Source organism: Streptococcus mitis, from assembly GCF_946188585.1.
Classification (GTDB): domain Bacteria; phylum Bacillota; class Bacilli; order Lactobacillales; family Streptococcaceae; genus Streptococcus; species Streptococcus mitis_DG.
Map to the genome: position 1 here is coordinate 1 of NZ_CAMHVI010000005.1, position 19779 is coordinate 19779.

A 19779-nucleotide genomic window follows, 5' to 3' on the forward strand; every position below is an offset into this window, starting at 1 on the left:
CCAAAACAACCGGAACAGCCTGAAATCAATTATGATAAGGCTATGGCTAGCCTGACTGAAGCTATCAAGAAAAAAGTGGCTGAGCTTGGTACTAACAACGATGCTAAGAAGAAATTAGTTGAAATTACTGACAAAGCAATCGCAGCTATTCAAGAGGCTAAGACTCAAGAAGACGTCAACAAAGCCCTCAATAACGCTCTTGAACAAATCAAGCAATTGCAACCTAGCCAACCAGAACAACCAGTTGAACCAAAACAACCGGAACAGCCTGAAATCAATTATGATAAGGCTATGGCTAGCCTGACTGAAGCTATCAAGAAAAAAGTAGCTGAACTTGGTGCTAACAACGATGCTAAGAAAAAATTAGTTGAAATTACTGATAAAGCAATCGCAGCTATCCAAGATGCTAAGACTCAAGAAGACGTCAATAAAGCCCTCAATAAGGCTCTTGAACAAATCAAGCAATTGCAACCTAGCCAACCAGAACAACCAGTTGAACCGAAACAACCTGAAAAACCAATTACTTCTTCAAGTCCTGAAGAAGGAGTTAAAGAGCTTACCTTCCAACTCCCAAGTTTGGATATTGTCAAGAAGGTGATACCATTCAAGACTATCCGTCGCGAAAATCCAAACTTAGATAAAGGTAAAGAACAAGTTCTAGCAGAAGGTAAAGACGGCCTGCTAGTTGAGTACGTCGAAGTAGATGGCAGCAATCGTAAGGTAGTTCAAACCGAATCAACTCCAGCTCTAGACCGAGTGATTGAAGTTGGGACTAAACAAAGTTCTGTAGGAACAGATACTCCACCAGTTGTGACTCTCCCTGAGTACCTTCTACCAAAAGAGCCTGAAAAACCAATTACTTCTTCAAGTCCTGAAGAGGGAGTTAAGGACCTTGTCTTTAAACTTCCAAGTTTGGATATTGTCAAGAAGGCAGTTCCATTCAAGACTATCCGTCACGAAAATCTAAACTTAGATAAAGGAAAAGAGAAAGTTCTAGCAGAAGGGAAAGACGGCCTGCTAATTGAGTATGTCGAAGTAGATGGTAGCAATCGCAAGGTAGTCCAAACCAAATCAACTCCAGCTCTAGATAGAGTGATTGAAGTCGGAACTAAACAAAGTTCTGTAGGAACAGAGGCACCACCAGTTGTGACTCTCCCTGAGTATGTTCTACCTAGAGAAACTGAAAAACCAGCTCCTGCAGTTGTAACAGAAGATTCACCAAGAAAAGACGAAAAAGCACCTGTTGCTACTACAGCTAAACAAGACAAGGCAAAACAACTCCCAGAAACTGGAGAGCAAGAAGCAAATGCCTTCTTATTCTTGGCTGCTATTACTTCAGTATTGTCTCTACTCATCTTCCAAAAGAATTTCAAAGACTAATTAAAATCTTTACTTCATTCTTTTCAATGATTCTAGTTCCCCCAAAGAGAAGACCAGCCGGTCTTCTCTTTTTCTATATACAAATCAAAAGATATCCATAAATTTCTATGGATATCTTAGTATCTATAAAACAGAATGATTATTTGGGATAAGTATTTTCAAATTCAACAACAATTTCAAGTAAACGATTATCTAAAAAAGATAGGGCTTCTTGTCCGATTTCATCAGAAAGACCATAATAAGCTTCTGCAAGTCCTCTTCAGATAGCTGCAATGGGGTACACCAAAAAACGAGTTCATCTCCTACCAAATCTACTGACTACTATTTTTAACCCCAGCATATACATAGGTTCTATTTCTAGGACACTCTTTTTCCGTTACTACCCTAAAATAAAAGCGATGCTCCCGCCCATCCTTAGTATTTTCCTTGTTTAAGACAAAGTAGTTTTTCTGATTCAGAGCCATGGTTCGTAGGATGTCATCAATCAAGAAAGTCAAGGGTACGTTCATGGCAGAGTATTTTTGAAAATCCTCTTCAAAACGAATATAGTCATCTGAAAAATAATCCATCTGCAGTTTGTTTTCATACAACTCTTTTCTAGTCATAAACTCCCTCCTCCCACAGTCGAATTTCTAGGATATCTTCAAGCTCTATCAGCCTATAACCATCGCTTGTTCTAATAGATAATGATTTAGAGGATAACTCTCTCACCTTACCGATGATAGTGACTTTCTGCTTCCTTTCCTTGACCACAAAATTTCCCTTCAGTTGGCCAACATAAAGCTGGGAAAGCAAGTGTAGTTTCTCATCTAGAGTCAAATCTGTAGAAAAATCAACACGGCTTTTTTCTTCACTGAGCGAACTGGTGTGTTCTGAAAGGTAAAATCCCATCCACTTCTGCATACCTGGATCTTGATAATCTCGCGCGGATTGAAAAGGTAAATAAGAACGATCAATCATTTTAATCCATCTAATCCTCCAGCAGAATGACCCCCAATCATCTTGCTTCTGGCAAGGCTCCTAGAGGCTTCTTCCAGTGCATTGGCTTTTAAAAGGGAGGTGAAACCAAATTGTTCCCGAATAGAGTCAATAGCCGTCTGGAGCCTTTCTTCTTTTTCTAACTTGTCAACATCATCAAAGAGGGAAATCAAACCAAAGGACTCATCCACAAATCCTGAATAGTTTACTCCGACACTTCTGATCGCTCCAGAAGTGTATTTGTTATGAAATAGTTTCAAAACATAGTCCGTTAAGACAGCTGTATTATTGGTCGGTTCGATCTTCATTTGTGTGTGAATAGATTGCCGGATCTCCTGTTTAGAGAAACCAAGATAGATAGAAACAAGGGTTGTTTTCTTTCCCGCCCTTCTCAATCTAATAGCCACCTGCTCCGCCATTTCTCGAAGAATAATTTCGATATCCCGTAGCTTCACGTAGTCTCTAGGCAAGATTTGAGAATTTCCCAAACCTTGGGATTTGGCTTTATAAGGCTTATGAACATTGCTCTCATCAATTCCGTTAGCATGAAACCACAAACGAAGACCAGCCTGACCCAGAGCTTTCTTTAGCTGGTCGGGATTGCTGGTTGCCAATTCCTTGATGGAAAAAATACCCAGAGCATGCAAGCGTTTCTCCATCCGCCTGCCAATCCCCCAAAAGTCGGTCATCTTGGGAATGGACCAGACCTTCTCTTCCACATCCTGGTAAGACCAGTTGGCCCTCATGGTCTGAGTGTGCTTGGCCTCATTATCCAGAGCCAACTTGGCCATTAAAGGATTGGCATTTGACATGCCCACTGTAGAGTAGATCCCTGTCTTCCTCCAAATATCCCTCTGAATACGGGCAGAAAGCATATCCAGCTTGTCTTTTCGAGAGAGACTCTTGTCCGGGATGAAATAGTTGAGCGAACTAGTCAGATCGATAAAGCCCTCATCGATAGAGTAAGGATAAATATCATCTGGACTGCCATAGTTTTGAAAGATTCGCTGAATTTCCATATTGACTGCAATGTACTCGTCCATTCGAGGAGGGACAATCAAGGTCACTTGAGCCCAATCTTCGATGTAGCGAACATAGTCCGAGTCAGTCGGTAGCCCTTGCTTTCGAGCATTGTAATAAGAAAATTTGCGCGTTTTGATATCAAAAGGCAGATCATAGGCCCGACCAACATTGGACTTGCCAAAAATCTTCTTAAACATGGGAGAGGAAGCTAGGATAAGACCAGTCGAATTATCTGCTCGACTCATGACACAAAGCGAAGTCTTCAGCGGATGCAAGCCCCTTTTCACACACTCGACACTAGCATAAAAGGATTTCATATCGACAAAGGCAATATCACTTTTGGGCTCTCTGGAATAATCAAAGTAGCCCATAGGCTAGCCCTCCATTGGCACAAAATTCCCAACGATAATCCCTACAATACGAGGATCTTCCTCATAGGAAATGAAAATGTCTTTGTATTTAGGATTGATAGAGACCAGACGCAAGCCATTCTCCTCTCGATAGACCCGTTTGATATAGGTCTGGTTGTTACAAACCACTGCATAAACCGCCCCATCATAGTCAAATCCTGTCTCTCGAATCAGAGCTACTGAACCATTTTGGTATTTAGGTTCCATGGAGTCTCCAGACACCCAGGACGCAAAATCATGGGCCAACTCCTCGTTAAAGTAAACCATATCAAAATTCTGATCATCGTAGACCGAAGCCCCAATTCCTGCTGACATGCGTTCATAAACACGGTACTCGTAGAGGCGCTCTGGCATAGCTGTCACTTTCTGGGCTTGCTCCTCTTGAGATAGGTTGCGAGCATAGAGAACAACCTTCTCCTGCCCTTTCTTGGAAAGGCTATGGTAGAGACGGACAATCTCGATCTGAGTAAAATATCCTTTGGGTACTTTTAAAATGTTCTCTAGCTGGGCTACCTTCTCCTTAGACGGTTCTTTGATTCCACGTTCCCAAGCTGAGTAAGCTTGGAAACTAATCCCAAGTTTCTCTGCAATTTCCTTCTGTGTCAGTTTCAACTCTTTCCTCCGATCCTTTAATTTTTCTGGCTGATACATACTTCACCTCCTATTATGATGATTTAATGGACATTATCTCCCTTAGAGAGACTAATCGATGCTTGAATCCATATTTTTAAAACTCAACCAATACGGTTTAGTTTTATTATATAAAAAAAGTGGACGGTTGTCTACTAGGAATATCTATTTCTGCTACACACTTAATAGTGGTATTGACCTTGTTCTATATATGTGCTAGAATTATTGTTATATACTCAATGAAAGGCTTTACACAATATGTTCCCATTCATGCCAGCAGCACGAACAAAAACTGTTTTTGATATCCCCTATCAAAGATTATATCAACTTGGTTTTAAAGGATTAATTTTTGATATCGATCAAACTCTTGTGATGCATGGCGCCCCTGCTACAGAACAAGTTATTGAACTTTTTCAAAATCTCAAAGCCATTGGTTTCAAAATTTTTCTTTTGTCAAACAACGACGAAGAAAGAATTACACAATTTAATCAACATTTATCTGTTCCTTTTATTCCTCTTTCTGACAAACCAAATCCTAAGAACTTTAAAAAAGCTCTTAACATGATGCAGCTAAAGCCATTTGAAACAGTTATGATTGGAGATCAACTTTTTACAGATGTCCTGGGAGCTAGTCGGGCAAATATCTCCACTATCTTGGTTGATTTTTTATATGATCCTAAAGAAGGCGGAATTGGTAAAAAACGATGGGTTGAAAAATTAATACTTCATACTTACCCATTTTTGAGACAAAAAAATAAAAATTTAGATGTGATCAAAAAGGAGAAACAACATGGTTTTTTGGAATAAGGATCTACTATTTTGTGAAATTAGTCCCACTACATATAAAATTTCTTTAAAAAAAGAAAATCTAAAACGACATCTCCAAAACTTAAAGCAAGGCAAGAAATTTTCGAAAGTTCGTCAAGAAAAACTTCTACCTAACTTGATTTCATCATTCTCTACTCAGTTGATTAAGCGTGGTCCCGGTATTGATATCAATCTTCAAAAAGGAAAAGCAACTAATATCAATATTGCAGCACAAACATTGAATCATGTTATGATTTTTCCTGGTGAAGAATTTTCTTTTTGGAGTTTAGTTGGTAATACAACGAAGAAAAAAGGATACCAGGAAGGGCGAGTTATTATTAATGGGAAAGTAGAACCTGATATTGGCGGAGGGCTATGTAATTTAGCTAATTTGCTTCATCTTTTAATTGTTCATAGTCCTATGAAAATTACAGAATTTCATTCTCACTCTGATGCATTAGACCCTGATAAAGGTACTAGGAAACCATTTGCGAATGGGACTTCTGTACAGTATAATCATCAGGACTATCGTTTTAAAAATAATACTGACCAACTTATTCAATTGAGAACATGGACTGAAAATGAAATTCTCTTCGGGGAATTAAGAAGTGAATCACAATTTCCGTTCACTTATCAGATAGTTGAAGAAAATCATCATTTCAAAAAAGAAGGCAATTATTACTATCGCAACTCCATGATTTATCGTGAAAAACTTGATAGAATAACTGAACAAACTTTGGAAAAAGAGCTTATTTTGAAAAATCATTCAAAAGTCATGTACGATCCGAAACTCATTCCTAAAGAAATGATTAGACAGTAACCTAAGTACTTTTATTTTTAAGAAAAAGAACTTAGAATTAACATCAAAAGGAACATTTATGAACTCACCTAAATTAATTGTTATGCTGACGCATAATGATCACACAATTGAAAATGCACGAGAAATCTTCGAATCATGTAAGAACACCAAAGCCGAATTTTGGGGATTTAAAGAAAAACCACTTCCAATTTCGGAAATGAAGTCTTTATTTTCAGAAATGAAGTCTTACGGTAAAACTACTTTTCTTGAAGTTGTGGAATACGATGAAGAGAATGGTCTTCAAGGTGCACGAATTGCAAAAGAATGCGGATGCGATGTTTTAATGGGGACTGTCTACTTTGATTCAATCAACGAGTTTTGTAAAGAGAATAACATAAAGTACATGCCATTCGTAGGAGAAATTAAAGAGCGCCCATCTATTTTGGAAGGTACTATAGAAAATATGATTTCTCAGGCGAAAGAATACTTAAAAAAAGGAGTCTATGGCTTTGACTTACTAGGTTACCGTTATACTGGCGACCCCTTGGAGCTAAATAATGCTTTTACTCAAGCCATACAAGCTCCCGTCTGTTTGGCCGGAAGTATTGATAGTTATGAACGGTTGAATGAAGTAATTGATACAAATCCTTGGGCATTTACAATCGGAAGTGCATTTTTTGAAAAAAAATTTGGTACAGAAATTCACGAACAGATTAATAATGTTTGTAATTATATAGAGAAATAAGTTAAAGTATACTTTGAAGTTAATATGCTCTCCTCTATCAAATAAATTTTACTTTTATATCAACAAACTACTCTCAAAAAATGAGACTTTTAATCTCACTTTTTGAGAGTAGTTTTGTATTTTGACTATCACTTTAGTAAATATTCAGCAAAAGATATTATAACTTTTATACTAAAAATAAGATCGAGAATTTTTAAAAATATGTATTAAAAATATTTCATGTTTCTGCTGTAAAAATCAATGGTGGAAATTTTGGTGGAAACTCTTGATTTTCAGACAAAAAAAGACATCCAAGAGAAAATTCTTGAATGTCTGTAAACATTGATATAATCGGTTCGATTAACGTTTTGAGAATTGTGATGCTTTACGAGCTTTCTTAAGACCTGGTTTCTTACGTTCAACTTTACGTGAGTCACGTGTAAGAAGTCCTGCGCGTTTCAATGAATCGCGGAAGTCTGGGTCTACTTGAAGAAGGGCACGAGCGATACCGTGACGGATAGCTCCTGATTGACCAGCGTATCCACCACCTACAACGTTAACGAAAACGTCGTATGAACCTGCAGTTGAAGTAACTGCGAATGGTTGGTTGATTACAAGACGAAGGTCAGCGTGTGGGATGTACTCTTCAACATCTTTTTTGTTAACAGTGATTTTACCAGTTCCTGGAACAAGGCGAACGCGTGCAACAGCGTTTTTACGACGTCCAGTACCTGCATATTGTGCTTGTGACATACTTTATTGTTCCTTTCCTTAGATAAGTCCTGAAATATCAAGAACTTCTGGTTGTTGTGCAGCGTGAGTGTGCTCAGCTCCAACAAATACTTTCAACTTCATACCTTGAGCGCGTCCAAGAGTATTGTGTGGAAGCATACCTTTAACTGATTTCTCGATCAAACGTACTGCATTTTTAGAACGAAGTTCACCTGCAGAGATTTGTTTCAATCCACCTGGGTGGTTTGAGTGAGTGTAGTAGATTTTATCAGTTGCTTTTTTACCAGTCAATTTAACTTTTTCAGCATTGATAACAATCACAAAATCACCTGTATCAGTGTGTGGTGTAAATGTTGGTTTGTTTTTTCCGCGAAGTACGCTAGCAACTACTGCAGAAAGACGTCCAAGTGGTACATCAGTTGCGTCAACTACGTACCATTTACGTTCAACTTGGCCTGGTTTAGCCATAAATGTTGTTTTGTTCATGATTTCTCCTATATATAGTTCGATTTTTGTTTACGGTGATGGGTGTTCCTTCCCATCGAAAAGTATTTGGAAGGTTCCGGGGCCTTTCAAATGGGGTAAACAATACCGCCTACTATAATACCAAATTTCACCCCTAAAAGTCAATAGATATGAAAAATATTTTTCTGAATTCCACTCTTTTTATCTCTAAAAAAACCCCGCTTTCGCGAGGCTCTTCTATTTATAAGATAAGGCACGTTTAAAGGTTTTCCAAGGTCCTAAATCGTCTGTTTGCAAAACGAGACTAGCATACATACGCCCGATAAAGACTGTTGCAGTTACTGCAAAAGCAATCGTAATAGCAAGCGAAATCCATGCTTCTAACCCATTTGCATAGCCATTAATAGCTCTAAATGGCATGAAGAAAGTCGAAATAAAGGGAATATATGAACCAATCTTCAAGATGAGATTGTCACCAGCTGCACCTAGAGCTGTCACTCCAAAAAAACCACCTATAATCAAAATCATCAAAGGCGACAAGGCTTTTCCTGAGTCCTCAGGACGAGAAACCATAGAACCTAGGAAGGCTGCTAAAACAACGTACATAAAGAGGCTAACCAAGACAAACAATAAGGTGTTGAGCGAGAAAGCCTCTCCTATATGGTTTAAAATACCAGATTGTGCCAAGATTGGTAGGTCTTTAAAGAGAAGAATGGCAGCAAGTCCACCCACGACGTAAATGCCAATATGGGTCAAAATCACAAGAAGCAGAGCCAGCATGCGAGCGTAGAAATAATGGCTAGCTCGGATACTAGAGAAGACCACCTCCATGATTTTGGTTCCTTTCTCGCTAGCCACTTCCTGAGCAGTGACACTAGCATAGGTAATCAAAATCATATAAAGGAAGAAACCAAGCCCTGCGGCCGCAAAGGTTTGAATCATTTTTTTATTTTCCTTGGATTCATCAATTTTCTCCGTAAAGTTAACTGTTTGTTCCAAGCGTTTTTCCTGTTCTTGTGACAAATTGGCTGCCGAACGATTGAGTTGGTATTGCAGTTCGTTGAGCTTATTGGTTACTGCTAGCTTGATGCCTGCTTCAAGAGAAGTTTCACCATGATAGACGGCCTTGAGGACGCTGTCCTCTTGGTCAATGCTTAGGTAACCCTTGATTTTCTCATCTTTGATAGCAGCTTGGGCACTGGCTTCATCCTTATAATCAAAGTTGATACCATTAGTACCCTTGAGCCCATCTTCCGCAGATGGCACAGTTGTTACTACTGCTATCTTACTATTTTTGGCCATAGAAGAGCCTTGGAGATAGCCAATTCCTCCAGAGAGACCGATAAACAAGAATGGTGAAATCACCATAAAGAAGAAACTCCACGATTTGACATGTCGAAGATAGGTTTCCTTCATTACAACCCACATATTGCTCATACTTCCACCCCTGATTCTAGTTTAAAGATTTCATCAATTGTTGGCGCTTGCTGGTCAAAGGTTGCGATGTATTGCCCCTGAGTCAAGATTGGGAAGAGTTCCCTTCCAGCGCTCTCATCCTCTAAGATCAATTTCCAACTACCTTGTTTGGTCAAGCTCACCTGTTTGACATGAGGAAGGTTTTCCAATTCTTCCTTGCTTCGTTCACTTGAAACAAAGAGACGCGTTTTCCCGTATTGATTGCGGACATCCTGAACTGGCCCATGCAAAACCACACGGCCATCTCGAATCATCAAAATATCATCACAAAGTTCCTCGACATTAGTCATAACATGGTCAGAAAAGATAATGGTTGCCCCACGTTCTTTTTCTTGAAAAATGACTTGCTTGAGCAATTCTGTATTGACTGGGTCCAAGCCACTGAAAGGCTCATCCAAGATAATCAAGTCTGGTTCATGAATCAGAGTAATGATGAGCTGAATCTTCTGCTGATTTCCTTTTGACAGACTCTTGATTTTATCAGTCAGCTTCCCTTTCACTTCCAACCTCTTCATCCATTGAGGGAGTTTTTCCTTGACCTCCTTGGCATCCATACCTTTTAGCGTCGCCAAATAGCGAACTTGTTCAAAGACTGTCAATTTAGGCATGAGACTGCGTTCTTCAGGCAGATAGCCAATCCGAGCATAGGTCTCCTGACGAATATCCTGACCATCCAGACTAATTTCTCCTTGATATTCTAAAAACTTCAAAATACTGTGGAAAATCGTTGTCTTCCCAGCACCATTTTTCCCGACTAGTCCCAAAATACGACCTGGTCGTGCTTGAAAGTCAATACCAAACAAAACTTGCTTGGGTCCAAAACTTTTCTCTAGACTTCTTACTTCTAGCATCTTTCACCTCCGAAATGTCTTGCACTCATTATACTCCTTTTTGATAGCCTTTACAATGATTTCTGTCCATTTTATCGTCCTCATTTTAGTAAAAAATCTTAGGGTGCTTTGAGTTATGAGTACATTATACACTGGTAAACTCCAATTTATCTTCTCTGTTCCTCAACTGTCTATTTTTGATCCTGAATTGTTATGTGAAAAGTAAAAATCCACCCCGAAGGATGGATTGATGAGTTAACGCACTTCTGCATTCACTTTTTCTTCAAGTGATGCTTGGATTTTTTCCATATAGCGTGCTACTTCTTCGTCCGTTAAGCTGTCTTCTGGATTTTGGAAGGTCAAGCTATAAGCCATTGACTTCATACCAAGTCCCAATTTTTCGCCTGAGAAGACGTCAAAGAGTTTGATATCTGTCAAACGTTTCACGCCTGCAGCTTGGATAGCATCCACAACTTCTTGGTGAGTCACTTCTGCTTTGAGAAGGAGGGCAACATCACGGCTAACTGCTGGGAATTTCGTGATTTCCACAAATGGAGTAGCAGGTTGAAGGGCAGCCTCGATGGCTGAAAGGTTGAGCTCTGCTACATAAGTTTCTGGAATATCATAAGCCTTAGCAGTGACTGGATGCACTTGGCCAAGGAAACCAAGAACTTGGTCACCGAGTGAAATCACAGCTGTACGACCTGGGTGAAGACTAGCAATCTCAGCTGTTGCTGTATAGGTCACTTCTAGTCCCAAGCGAGTAAAGAGGGCTTCTAGAATTCCCTTAGCATAGAAGAAATCAACTGGAACTGCTGCCGTTTGGAAATCTTTTTCAGCAACCAAGCCTGTCAAGGCAAAGGCAAAGCTGTTGATCTCATTTGGAAGTTCTTCTTTTGGATTTCCTGTTTGTTCAAAGACTTTTCCAATCTCATACAGGGCCAAGTTTTTGTTCTTACGAGCTACGTTGTAGGCAACGGTATCAAGGATACCTGAAATCATATTTTGACGTAGGACAGAACGGTCCACCGTCATTGGCCACATGAGCTCTGTAAGGTTACTTGGTTGAGCTGTAAACTCAACTGCTTTTTCAGGCGTTGTCAGAGCGTAGGTGATAATTTCTGTCAAGCCTGCCCCTTCAGCAATCGTACGAACTTGACGACGAAGTTTTTGTGTCGCAGTCAATTCACCAGCTGTACCATCGTCTTTTGGAAGACTGGTTGGCAAGCGGTCATATCCATAGATACGAGCGATTTCTTCAAAGAGATCTGCTTCAATGGTGATATCCCAACGACGACGTGGTACGCTGACTGTAAAGCTATCTTCATTTCCAGAAAGACCGAAGCCAAGGCGATGGAAGACATCTTCGACATCTGCGTAGGAAAGCTCTGTACCAAGGACGCGGTTGACGTCTGCAAGGGTAGAAGAAACTTCCACATCAGAAGTATCAAGCTGGCCTGCTGAAACGATGCCCTTACGAACCGTCGCACCAGCAAGTTCTGCAATCATGCTAGCCGCCGCATCAAGGGCTTCATTGACTGTTACCACATTGATGCCTTTCTCAAAGCGAGAAGATGACTCAGAACGAAGATTCAAGCGACCGCTAGTTTTACGGATAGATTTGCCATTGAAGACAGCAGCTTCAAGGACAACGCGACTAGAGTTTTCAGAGATTTCTGTTGCTTGACCGCCCATGACACCTGCAAGAGCTACTGGTTTGTCTGCGACAGTGATAACTAAATCATTTGTTTCCAAATCACGTTCTTCACCATCCAAGGTCACCAATTTTTCACCAGCACGCGCTTCACGCACACGGATGTCAGTCCCTTCAAAGGTCTCCAAGTCAAAGGCATGCATTGGTTGACCAAAGTAGAGCAGGATGTAGTTGGTCACGTCCACCACGTTGTTAATAGGACGGATACCTTCATTCATAAGAAGGTTTTGCAACCATTGTGGACTTGGTGCAATAGTCACATTGTCCAAAATACGAGCTGCATAGTAAGGCGCCTTGTCTGTTTCAATGCCTACAGAAAGAGCATCCGCTGCAGCTTGGTCCGTTTCTGAAAGAGTAAATTCTTTAAAGTTGACTGTCTTGTCATAGATAGCTGCCACTTCGTGCGCTACTCCACGCATAGAAAGGGCATCCGCACGGTTTGGTGTAATAGAAAGTTCGATGATTTCATCATCCAAGTCTAGGTAAGAGAAGACTTCATCCCCAGGAACAGCATCTTCTGGCAAGATTTGAATGCCATCTGCGAATTCCTTGGGTACAACTGAGTCAGAAATTCCCAATTCACCAAGTGAACAAATCATCCCAAGTGACTCTAAGCCACGGATTTTCCCTTTTTTGATTTTGTAGTTGTCAGCGATACGAGCTCCTGGAAGGGCCACCATAACCTTGATACCAGCACGCACATTTGGGGCACCACAAACGATTTGACGGGCTTCTTCTTCGCCAACGTTAACCTGACAAACATGGAGGTGAGTTTCTGGCACATCTTCGCAAGACAAGACCTCACCGACGACAATTTTTGAGAGACCAGCAGCAGGTGATTCGACACCTTCTACCTCGATCCCTGTGGTTGACATTTTTTCAGCCAACTCTTGTGATGGCACATCAATGTCCACCAATTCTTTTAACCATTTATAAGATACAAGCATAATTCTGATTGTAAGATCCCACCAAGTGTGACCTTTTCAATTCCTTTCTTTTTCTTCGAGTCAGTCCTTGCCATTCTCATCTAGAGAAAATGACTAGAACTGTATAGGACTGTGTTTCAGGTTTCAATCTTATTTAAACTGTTCTGAGAAGCGGACATCTCCTTGGTAGAATCCACGGATATCATTGATTCCGTAACGGAGCATGGCTACACGCTCTTGACCAAGACCAAAGGCAAAGCCAGAGTAAACAGTCGCATCGATACCACTCATTTCAAGGACACGTGGGTGAACCATACCGGCCCCCATAATCTCGATCCAACCTGTTTTCTTACATACGTTACAGCCTTCTCCACCACACTTGAAGCAAGAAACATCCACCTCAACAGATGGCTCTGTGAATGGGAAATAAGATGGACGCAAACGAATTTGGCGCTCTTCACCGAACATTTTTTGGACAATCAATTGAAGCGTTCCTTGAAGGTCAGCCATAGAGATATTTTTCCCAACAACCAAGCCTTCGATTTGGTGGAATTGGTGACTGTGGGTCGCATCGTCTGTATCACGACGGAACACACGCCCTGGTGAGATCATTTTCAAAGGACCTTTAGAAAAATCATGGGCGTCCATAGCACGCGCCTGAACAGGAGACGTGTGAGTACGAAGCAAGATTTCTTCTGTGATGTAGAAAGTATCCTGCATATCACGGGCTGGGTGGTCTTTCGGAAGATTCATACGCTCAAAGTTGTAGTAGTCTTGCTCCACTTCAAAACCATCAACAACTTGATACCCCATCCCAATGAAAATATCTTCGATTTCTTCACTGGTTTGTGTGAGAACATGACGGTGACCCGTCGCAACAAGGCGACCTGGAAGCGTCACATCGATACTCTCGCTAGCTAATTGTGTAGCAACTTTCTTTTCTTCCAAAAGCTTAGCTGTTTCTTCAAAGGCTGCTGTCAAGACATCGCGCGCTTCATTGACGTGTTTCCCGATAATCGGACGCATCTCAGCCGACACATCCTTCATCCCTTTAAGGATTTCAGTAAGCGAACCCTTTTTACCAAGGACAGAAACACGCAATTCTTGCATCTCTTTTTCATTTTCAGCAGTAATCTGCTTCAAGCTAGCCAGCGTTTCTTCACGAAGCGCTTTTAATTGTTCTTCAATAGTTGACATAATTCCTCCATCAGTCGCTCGTAGATAAAAAGAAAACCACATGCCAAAAACTCCACTCGGAGCGTTGACACGCGGTACCATCCGTTTTCATCTGACAAGTCAGACCTTCATTTCTAAATCCATGCGCAAGTGAATTCACCCAGCTTTCATATAGAGAGCTTGCAGTCACGGCTCTCCTCCCTGATATACTTCCCTTGAGTTACTAGTCTTGCGGATTTCTATTCAATTACTACTTAGTTTATCAGATTTTTAGTTAAAAAACAAGTTAGATTAGACTAATTTCAATATAAAAAGGAACAAGACGCAGTGCATTATCTATTTGTAGGGTCTGTTTCATCTTCTTTCCTTTTCAATAAGAGAGTTGCTGCTTGATTAAAACCCTCACACCAGTTATACCATTTTGCTTCATACTCATCTTGAGGTAAGATATGATTTTTTAAATCCAGAACAGAGTAAATCTTTCTTTCCTCACAAGCTTGCGCATAGAGATGATATAGTTCATCACCGCCGTCTCTATCAAACTCAGCAGAAATCGTATCTTGACCTGCCAATAAAGCCTGATAGGCCCTGTGATGCCCATCTGTAATCAACAAGCAATCTCCGAACGCAAGAATACTGATTGGAGCAACATTGATTATTTCTGCCGACTGATAAAGTGTCTGGATGCCTGCTAGTTTCTTTTCTGATAAGTATAGTTGAGTCGGATGGAGAGCTTTTATGTTGACTTTCATTTCCTTCTCCTCAAGAGAATTTGATATTCACTTCTGTTTGCCTTTAAATCGCCATTGGAAGCGGAGCTTGTCATAGAAGGGAAATTCTATAAACAGGACTCCCAAGCCCACACAGAGACTGGCAAGAACGTCTGATGGATAGTGAACTCCCAGATAGATTCTTGATACCAGTACACTAATTAGGTAGAGGCCAAGGACGATTTGCACGATTTTTCTCCAGACCGGATTTTTAATCCGTTGACTGAGAATGATAATCAGAGTACCTACCATCAGCGTCACTGCCAGAGAATGCCCACTTGGGAAGGAAAATCCTTTCTCCTCCACCAGATGTAAGATAGCTGGTCGTGGGCGCTGGTAGATGTTTTTAAAGGTCACGATTAAAAGACCAGCTAGAGCCAGATTGCACATCATAAAGAAACTTTCTATCTTCCACCGCTTACGATAAAAGACAAAGGATGTAATGACAACCCAAGTGATAATCACTGGGATATCAATCAAGCGTGTGATGGCTCGGAAAAGAATAGTCAAATAATCTGGTAAGTCTCCTCGAACGGCAGTCTGTATCGGTTTGTCAAAACCGACCAGCGTTTCAGGGTAAAATTTGACCATATAACCAAGAATAACGAAAAGTAAAAGGGCAAAACTGCCCTTCATTAAAAATGTTTGTTTATCTTTCATAATGTTTTAAGGTTGGTTTCAAGAGAACATACAACAACCAGAATGAAACGGCAAAGATAATACCCTCAATCAAGTTAAAAGGTAATACCATGGTCATTAGGTAGTTGGAAAGTCCCAAAATTTTTCCAATATCAAAGTTAGCAAACTTAGCGTACAAAGGAACAGCGTAAACATAGTTGAGAACCAACATAGCTACGGTCAAACCAATAGTTCCAGCTAGAGAGCCTAGTAGGAAACGAAGGGTTGTCCTTTCCTTTTTCCAAATCAAAGCAAATACGATGACAAAAACTCCCAAAGCTACGATATTCATCGGCAAACCAATGTAAGTATTCACTCCCTGACTGTTAAGAAGCAATTTCAAGAGTGAGCGAAGCAAGAGGATTCCTAGAGCAGCAGGCAAATCCATGACCACCAGACCCACAAGGACTGGCAAGATACTAAATTCGATCTTAAGGAAGGATGCCGCTGGCAAGAGCGGAAAGTCAAAGTACATCAGCACAAATGAGATGGCTGATAGAATTGCAATGGTCGAAAGTCGACGTGTGTTTGTCATAACAGGTTCCTCCAATTTTCTATAAAATCAGAAGAAGTTAGAAAGGATTCCTCTATCTATTCTCATTTTTTATATCCCAAATCTTTTCTCTCACTCTATTAAAGCAAGCGGTTACAATCCGGCTATAAATCTATCAGAACAGACAAAGCTATTCTTTCGTCTTCTCCCATCCAGACTATACTGTCGGTTGTGGAATCTCACCACATCAGCTTACGCTCGCGGACTTATTTGGCTAAGATATTTTAGATTTATCTAGGCGTCGCAGTCGAAGATAATACTTAAAGTATATCGAGACAAGACAACGACGAGAAAGCTAAAATAGCTAGTCAAATTTACCGCCGGTCGGGAATTTCACCCTGCCCTGAAGACTCTTTTATCATAACAAAAAACGCTTGCAAGCGCAAGCATTTTGTTCATTTTCATTTTTTATTTCAATTTATCCACTTCATAGGTATGAACGAGCTCAAGACCTGCAAAGTTCTGCTGGCGGAGGGCTTCGTAGACAATCATGCAGACGGTATTAGACACATTGAGACTGCGGACGTGTTCATCATTCATAGGAATACGGAGAGCCTTCTCAGGATGTTCTCGCATGAAGTCCTCTGGCAAGCCCTTGTCTTCACGTCCAAAAAGGAAATAGTGGTCTTCGTCAGTAGATAAATCCACCTCAGAATACACTTTCTCAGCGAATTTTGAAATCAGATAGAGTTTTCCCTTCATCTGAGACATAAAATCTTCCAAACTCTCGTAAAAATAAATCTCTAGCTTATCCCAATAATCCAATCCAGCCCGCTTCATCTTGCGGTCATCGATAGGAAAGCCCATAGGCTTGATGATGTGGAGGGGAGAATTGGTCGCAGCGCAAGTACGCGCGATATTACCTGTATTTTGTGGAATTTGAGGTTCAAATAATACAATGTGATTTGTCATGACTTGCTTCCTTTCACCATTGCAAAAAAATAGCCACACTGCCCGGAGTCAAGCTCAGCAAACAGCGTGGTTAAGGCATCGTTAACTTACCTCACAACAGGTTTGAAGTAAATCAGCGAAACTACTTTCTTAGTATAACACTTTCAGAATCATTGTCAATAGAAACGACTTGATTTTTTCAATTTTTTCAAGCTATTTCCAAGGGTTGTAAAATCGTCCCTGATTCTGCAAGATAAGTAGTAAACTAGCTACTAAAAATAAGGTTGCCAAGAGCAAGGTAAGATAATCTCCTTTTTTCAAGGCCTGGTAACTATACCAAGTCCGCTTTTTCTCTTTCCCAAAACGGCGAAGCTCCATGGCAGTCGCGATGGTATCAATGCGTTCTAACGAGCTAAAAATCAAGGGAGTAATAATACGCAGATTACCTTTGATTCGTTGCATAAGAGAAGCTTTCTTGGATAATTCCATACCACGCGCTTCCTGAGACATCTTGATCGTAAAGAATTCTTCCTGCAAATCTGGAATATAACGCAAGGTCAGGCTGACAGAATAGGCAATCTTGTAGGGCACACCAATTTGATTTAAACTAGAAGCAAACTGACTAGGATGAGTTGTCATCAAAAAGATAATAGCTAGAGGAATGGTGCAAAGATACTTAATGGCCAGATTTAGCAAATAAAAGAGCTCCTGGCTGGTCAGAGTGTAGGCACCAATTCCCTGCCAAATCACACTTCTCTCTCCGTAAAGTCCAACCCCATACTCGGGAGAAAAGAGATAGACCATCAAGACGTTTAAGACGGCAAATACCGTCGCAAAAACGGCCACAAAGGAAACATCTTTAAAACGGATTTCTGACAAATAGAGGAGAAAAACCGAAAAGATGGCAATCAGAACAAGCAGTCTGGTATCATAGCTAATCATGGCAGCCAATGACACGAGAATGAAAAAGAGAAGTTTCCCAGCTCCTGATAAGCGATGAATCACAGTATCTCTATGCTGGTAACCTATTAATTTAGCTTGCATCCTTCTCTCCTTTCTTTGTAAAATGCCGTTAAAGCAAGTGGATCTACATCTAGTTTCTTGGCCAAGTTGAAGATTGAAGTTTCTTTTAGGTTGGCTTTTACTAACAGCTCAGGATTGCTCAAAAGACTAGCTGGATCAGTATCGGCAATCAATTCCCCATCCACCATGACAAGAGCCCGATCCGAATAATCCAGCATCAGTTGCATATCATGAGTAATCATGACAATGGTATGCCCTTTTTGATGCAACTCTTCGAGAAATTCCATAATCTCAGTATAGTTCTTCTGGTCTTGACCTGCTGTCGGTTCATCTAAGAGGATAATTTCAGCCCCTAAGACCAAAATCGATGCAATAGTCACACGTTTTTTCTGACCAAATGACAGGGCAGAAATGGGCCAATTACGGAATTCATAAAGACCACAGATTTTCAAGGTTTCATAGACTCTCGTTTCAATTTCCTGCTCGTCCACACCTCGCAAACGAAGCCCTAGAGCCACCTCATCAAAAATCATATTGGTTGAAATCATTTGATTGGGATTTTGCAGCACATAGCCTACTCTTTCCGCCCGCTCTGCAACAGAATCTCCTTTGATATCCTGTCCTTCCCAAAGATAGCGGCCTTCCGTCTGAATAAAAGCACTTAGAGCCTTGGCTAGAGTTGACTTCCCTGCTCCATTTTTCCCTACAATGGCAATCTTTTCACCCTTTTTAATATCCAGATGAATGGATTTCAAAATCGGTCTATCATCATAAGAAAAAGACACGTCCTCTAATCTAAAGAGTGACTGCAATTCTGGGATTTCTTTTGTCAGTTCCATCTGTAACTGAACCTGGCCTTTTGAGATAGACAAGTTATCCAGATTTGCTAATTGTGCTTCCTTGGCTAAATCCACACCCAATTGACGGAGAGTAGTCAGATAAAGGGGTTCTCGAATTCCATTTTGTGTCAATAAATCAGTCGCAAGTAGCTGGTCAGGACTCCCATTAAAGAGAATACAACCATCGTTTATCAAGACAATCCGATCCACAGGCCGATGCAGAACATCCTCCAAACGGTGCTCAATAATAAGGGTCGTCGTTCCCTCTTCCTTATGAATCTGATCAATCAATTCGATAATGTCCTGACCTGACTTGGGATCTAGATTGGCGAGTGGCTCATCAAACAAGAGAATCGGACTCTCATCAATCAAGACACCAGCTAGACTAACCCGCTGCTTTTGCCCACCAGACAAATCCTGGGGACGCTGAGACAGTAAAGAGAGGAGATCCAGCTTTTCAGCCCATTTATGAACACGACTTTTCATCTCTTCTAAAGCTGTCACATCATTTTCCAGAGCAAAAGCCAAATCCTCTGCCACGGATAAACCGATAAACTGCCCATCTGTATCCTGCAAAACCGTGCTAACCAGATGAGATTTGTCATAGATGCTCATATCAAAGGCTGCTTGCCCCTTAATCAAAAATTCTCCAGACATCTGACCCTTGTAAATATTGGGAATAATCCCATTCAAACACTGCCCCAAGGTAGACTTACCTGACCCAGATGGTCCAACAATTAAGACTTTCTCTCCCTTGTAAATGGTCAAGTCCACCCCTTGCAAGGTCGGTTCTTGTTGCGTTTCATACTGGAAAGAGAAATCCTTCCACTCAATTATAGCTTCTTTCATCTTACTCTCTTCATTCGCTTCTTAGACTTCTATTTTATCATAAATCTACCCCTTCTTGCAGACTCTTCTCTTAAAAACTTAGCACCAACAAGATTCCTAGCCTAGA

Annotated in this window: 20 protein-coding genes and 1 riboswitch; of the genes, 4 read left to right on the forward strand and 16 right to left on the reverse strand. The window is 40.7% G+C overall.

The features are described from left to right. Positions 1-1380 (forward strand): G5 domain-containing protein (locus N8M66_RS06910; protein WP_261046392.1); only part of this gene is annotated, 1380 nt, incomplete at its 5' end. A 311-nt stretch (positions 1381-1691) separates the two neighbouring features. Here the strand turns inward: N8M66_RS06910 and N8M66_RS06915 are convergent. The 4 genes from N8M66_RS06915 to N8M66_RS06930 are packed head-to-tail and all read right to left on the reverse strand — an operon-like array spanning position 1692 to position 4442. After that, entirely contained in the window at positions 1692-1985 is a 294-nt protein-coding gene (locus N8M66_RS06915; protein ID WP_261046394.1) for a DUF5960 family protein, read from the reverse strand. Beyond that, complete coding sequence (locus N8M66_RS06920; protein WP_261046396.1) at positions 1978-2340, reverse strand: hypothetical protein; 363 nt, start codon at positions 2338-2340, stop codon at positions 1978-1980. The genes N8M66_RS06915 and N8M66_RS06920 overlap by 8 nt, the downstream gene beginning before the upstream one ends. After that, positions 2337-3752 carry a Y-family DNA polymerase gene (locus N8M66_RS06925; protein WP_261046398.1) on the reverse strand — a complete coding sequence of 472 codons (1416 nt, stop codon included), beginning with the start codon at positions 3750-3752 and terminating at the stop codon, positions 2337-2339. The genes N8M66_RS06920 and N8M66_RS06925 overlap by 4 nt, the downstream gene beginning before the upstream one ends. 3 nt (positions 3753-3755) lie before the next feature. Continuing rightward, a complete protein-coding gene (locus N8M66_RS06930) occupies positions 3756-4442 on the reverse strand; it encodes an XRE family transcriptional regulator (RefSeq protein ID WP_261046400.1) in 687 nt (228 codons plus the stop codon). Positions 4443-4679: 237 nt separating this feature from the next. Here N8M66_RS06930 and N8M66_RS06935 point away from each other — a divergent pair, with 237 nt between their 5' ends. The 3 genes from N8M66_RS06935 to N8M66_RS06945 are packed head-to-tail and all read left to right on the forward strand — an operon-like array spanning position 4680 to position 6772. Continuing rightward, positions 4680-5228, forward strand: a complete 549-nt coding sequence (locus tag N8M66_RS06935) for a YqeG family HAD IIIA-type phosphatase (protein ID WP_314725950.1) — start codon at positions 4680-4682, stop codon at positions 5226-5228. Further along, positions 5212-6048: a VanW family protein gene (locus N8M66_RS06940; RefSeq protein WP_261046405.1), complete on the forward strand. Its 837-nt coding sequence runs from the start codon at positions 5212-5214 to the stop codon at positions 6046-6048. The genes N8M66_RS06935 and N8M66_RS06940 overlap by 17 nt, the downstream gene beginning before the upstream one ends. Before the next feature lie 58 nt (positions 6049-6106). Next, positions 6107-6772 (forward strand): hypothetical protein, encoded by a 666-nt coding sequence (locus N8M66_RS06945; RefSeq protein WP_261046409.1) that lies wholly within the window; start codon positions 6107-6109, stop codon positions 6770-6772. A 339-nt stretch (positions 6773-7111) separates the two neighbouring features. Here the strand turns inward: N8M66_RS06945 and rpsI are convergent, their stop codons facing one another. From rpsI to N8M66_RS07005, 12 genes are all read right to left on the reverse strand, one after another. Next, on the reverse strand, positions 7112-7504 hold the full coding sequence (rpsI, locus tag N8M66_RS06950; protein WP_000075964.1) for a 30S ribosomal protein S9: 393 nt from the start codon (positions 7502-7504) through the stop codon (positions 7112-7114). A gap of 18 nt (positions 7505-7522) precedes the next feature. Beyond that, on the reverse strand, positions 7523-7969 hold the full coding sequence (rplM, locus tag N8M66_RS06955; RefSeq protein WP_001044624.1) for a 50S ribosomal protein L13: 447 nt from the start codon (positions 7967-7969) through the stop codon (positions 7523-7525). A gap of 216 nt (positions 7970-8185) precedes the next feature. Beyond that, positions 8186-9385, reverse strand: a complete 1200-nt coding sequence (locus N8M66_RS06960; protein ID WP_261046410.1) for an ABC transporter permease — start codon at positions 9383-9385, stop codon at positions 8186-8188. Beyond that, entirely contained in the window at positions 9382-10275 is an 894-nt protein-coding gene (locus N8M66_RS06965) for an ABC transporter ATP-binding protein (RefSeq protein ID WP_070480198.1), read from the reverse strand. Before N8M66_RS06965 ends, N8M66_RS06960 begins: the two co-directional genes overlap by 4 nt. Positions 10276-10509: 234 nt before the next feature. Continuing rightward, positions 10510-12915, reverse strand: a complete 2406-nt coding sequence (gene pheT, locus N8M66_RS06970; RefSeq protein ID WP_261046417.1) for a phenylalanine--tRNA ligase subunit beta — start codon at positions 12913-12915, stop codon at positions 10510-10512. 129 nt (positions 12916-13044) lie between these two features. Continuing rightward, the gene (gene pheS / locus N8M66_RS06975; protein ID WP_261046419.1) at positions 13045-14091 is read right to left on the reverse strand and encodes a phenylalanine--tRNA ligase subunit alpha; all 1047 of its coding nucleotides are present in this window, start codon (positions 14089-14091) and stop codon (positions 13045-13047) included. A 311-nt stretch (positions 14092-14402) separates the two neighbouring features. Further along, positions 14403-14822 (reverse strand): chromosome partitioning protein ParB, encoded by a 420-nt coding sequence (locus tag N8M66_RS06980; protein WP_261046421.1) that lies wholly within the window; start codon positions 14820-14822, stop codon positions 14403-14405. A gap of 27 nt (positions 14823-14849) precedes the next feature. Beyond that, positions 14850-15500: a phosphatase PAP2 family protein gene (locus N8M66_RS06985; protein ID WP_261046423.1), complete on the reverse strand. Its 651-nt coding sequence runs from the start codon at positions 15498-15500 to the stop codon at positions 14850-14852. Then, complete coding sequence (locus N8M66_RS06990) at positions 15490-16053, reverse strand: ECF transporter S component (protein WP_000185821.1); 564 nt, start codon at positions 16051-16053, stop codon at positions 15490-15492. The genes N8M66_RS06985 and N8M66_RS06990 overlap by 11 nt, the downstream gene beginning before the upstream one ends. A 154-nt stretch (positions 16054-16207) precedes the next feature. Further along, a riboswitch (FMN riboswitch) is annotated at positions 16208-16426 on the reverse strand. A gap of 53 nt (positions 16427-16479) precedes the next feature. Further along, complete coding sequence (locus N8M66_RS06995; protein ID WP_000181388.1) at positions 16480-16983, reverse strand: tRNA (cytidine(34)-2'-O)-methyltransferase; 504 nt, start codon at positions 16981-16983, stop codon at positions 16480-16482. A 192-nt stretch (positions 16984-17175) separates the two neighbouring features. Beyond that, complete coding sequence (locus N8M66_RS07000) at positions 17176-18006, reverse strand: energy-coupling factor transporter transmembrane component T family protein (RefSeq protein ID WP_001148091.1); 831 nt, start codon at positions 18004-18006, stop codon at positions 17176-17178. After that, on the reverse strand, positions 17991-19673 hold the full coding sequence (locus N8M66_RS07005; protein WP_261046425.1) for an ABC transporter ATP-binding protein: 1683 nt from the start codon (positions 19671-19673) through the stop codon (positions 17991-17993). Before N8M66_RS07005 ends, N8M66_RS07000 begins: the two co-directional genes overlap by 16 nt. Between the last annotated feature and the right edge of the window lie 106 nt (positions 19674-19779).

Coding starts and splice junctions, on each gene's coding strand:
- N8M66_RS06915 (WP_261046394.1), bottom strand. CDS start 1,985: ATGACTAGAAAAGAGTTGTATGAAAACAAACTGCAGATGGATTATTTT.
- N8M66_RS06920 (WP_261046396.1), bottom strand. CDS start 2,340: ATGATTGATCGTTCTTATTTACCTTTTCAATCCGCGCGAGATTATCAA.
- N8M66_RS06925 (WP_261046398.1), bottom strand. CDS start 3,752: ATGGGCTACTTTGATTATTCCAGAGAGCCCAAAAGTGATATTGCCTTT.
- N8M66_RS06930 (WP_261046400.1), bottom strand. CDS start 4,442: ATGTATCAGCCAGAAAAATTAAAGGATCGGAGGAAAGAGTTGAAACTG.
- N8M66_RS06935 (WP_314725950.1), top strand. CDS start 4,680: ATGTTCCCATTCATGCCAGCAGCACGAACAAAAACTGTTTTTGATATC.
- N8M66_RS06940 (WP_261046405.1), top strand. CDS start 5,212: ATGGTTTTTTGGAATAAGGATCTACTATTTTGTGAAATTAGTCCCACT.
- N8M66_RS06945 (WP_261046409.1), top strand. CDS start 6,107: ATGAACTCACCTAAATTAATTGTTATGCTGACGCATAATGATCACACA.
- rpsI (WP_000075964.1), bottom strand. CDS start 7,504: ATGTCACAAGCACAATATGCAGGTACTGGACGTCGTAAAAACGCTGTT.
- rplM (WP_001044624.1), bottom strand. CDS start 7,969: ATGAACAAAACAACATTTATGGCTAAACCAGGCCAAGTTGAACGTAAA.
- N8M66_RS06960 (WP_261046410.1), bottom strand. CDS start 9,385: ATGAGCAATATGTGGGTTGTAATGAAGGAAACCTATCTTCGACATGTC.
- N8M66_RS06965 (WP_070480198.1), bottom strand. CDS start 10,275: ATGCTAGAAGTAAGAAGTCTAGAGAAAAGTTTTGGACCCAAGCAAGTT.
- pheT (WP_261046417.1), bottom strand. CDS start 12,915: ATGCTTGTATCTTATAAATGGTTAAAAGAATTGGTGGACATTGATGTG.
- pheS (WP_261046419.1), bottom strand. CDS start 14,091: ATGTCAACTATTGAAGAACAATTAAAAGCGCTTCGTGAAGAAACGCTG.
- N8M66_RS06980 (WP_261046421.1), bottom strand. CDS start 14,822: ATGAAAGTCAACATAAAAGCTCTCCATCCGACTCAACTATACTTATCA.
- N8M66_RS06985 (WP_261046423.1), bottom strand. CDS start 15,500: ATGAAAGATAAACAAACATTTTTAATGAAGGGCAGTTTTGCCCTTTTA.
- N8M66_RS06990 (WP_000185821.1), bottom strand. CDS start 16,053: ATGACAAACACACGTCGACTTTCGACCATTGCAATTCTATCAGCCATC.
- N8M66_RS06995 (WP_000181388.1), bottom strand. CDS start 16,983: ATGACAAATCACATTGTATTATTTGAACCTCAAATTCCACAAAATACA.
- N8M66_RS07000 (WP_001148091.1), bottom strand. CDS start 18,006: ATGCAAGCTAAATTAATAGGTTACCAGCATAGAGATACTGTGATTCAT.
- N8M66_RS07005 (WP_261046425.1), bottom strand. CDS start 19,673: ATGAAAGAAGCTATAATTGAGTGGAAGGATTTCTCTTTCCAGTATGAA.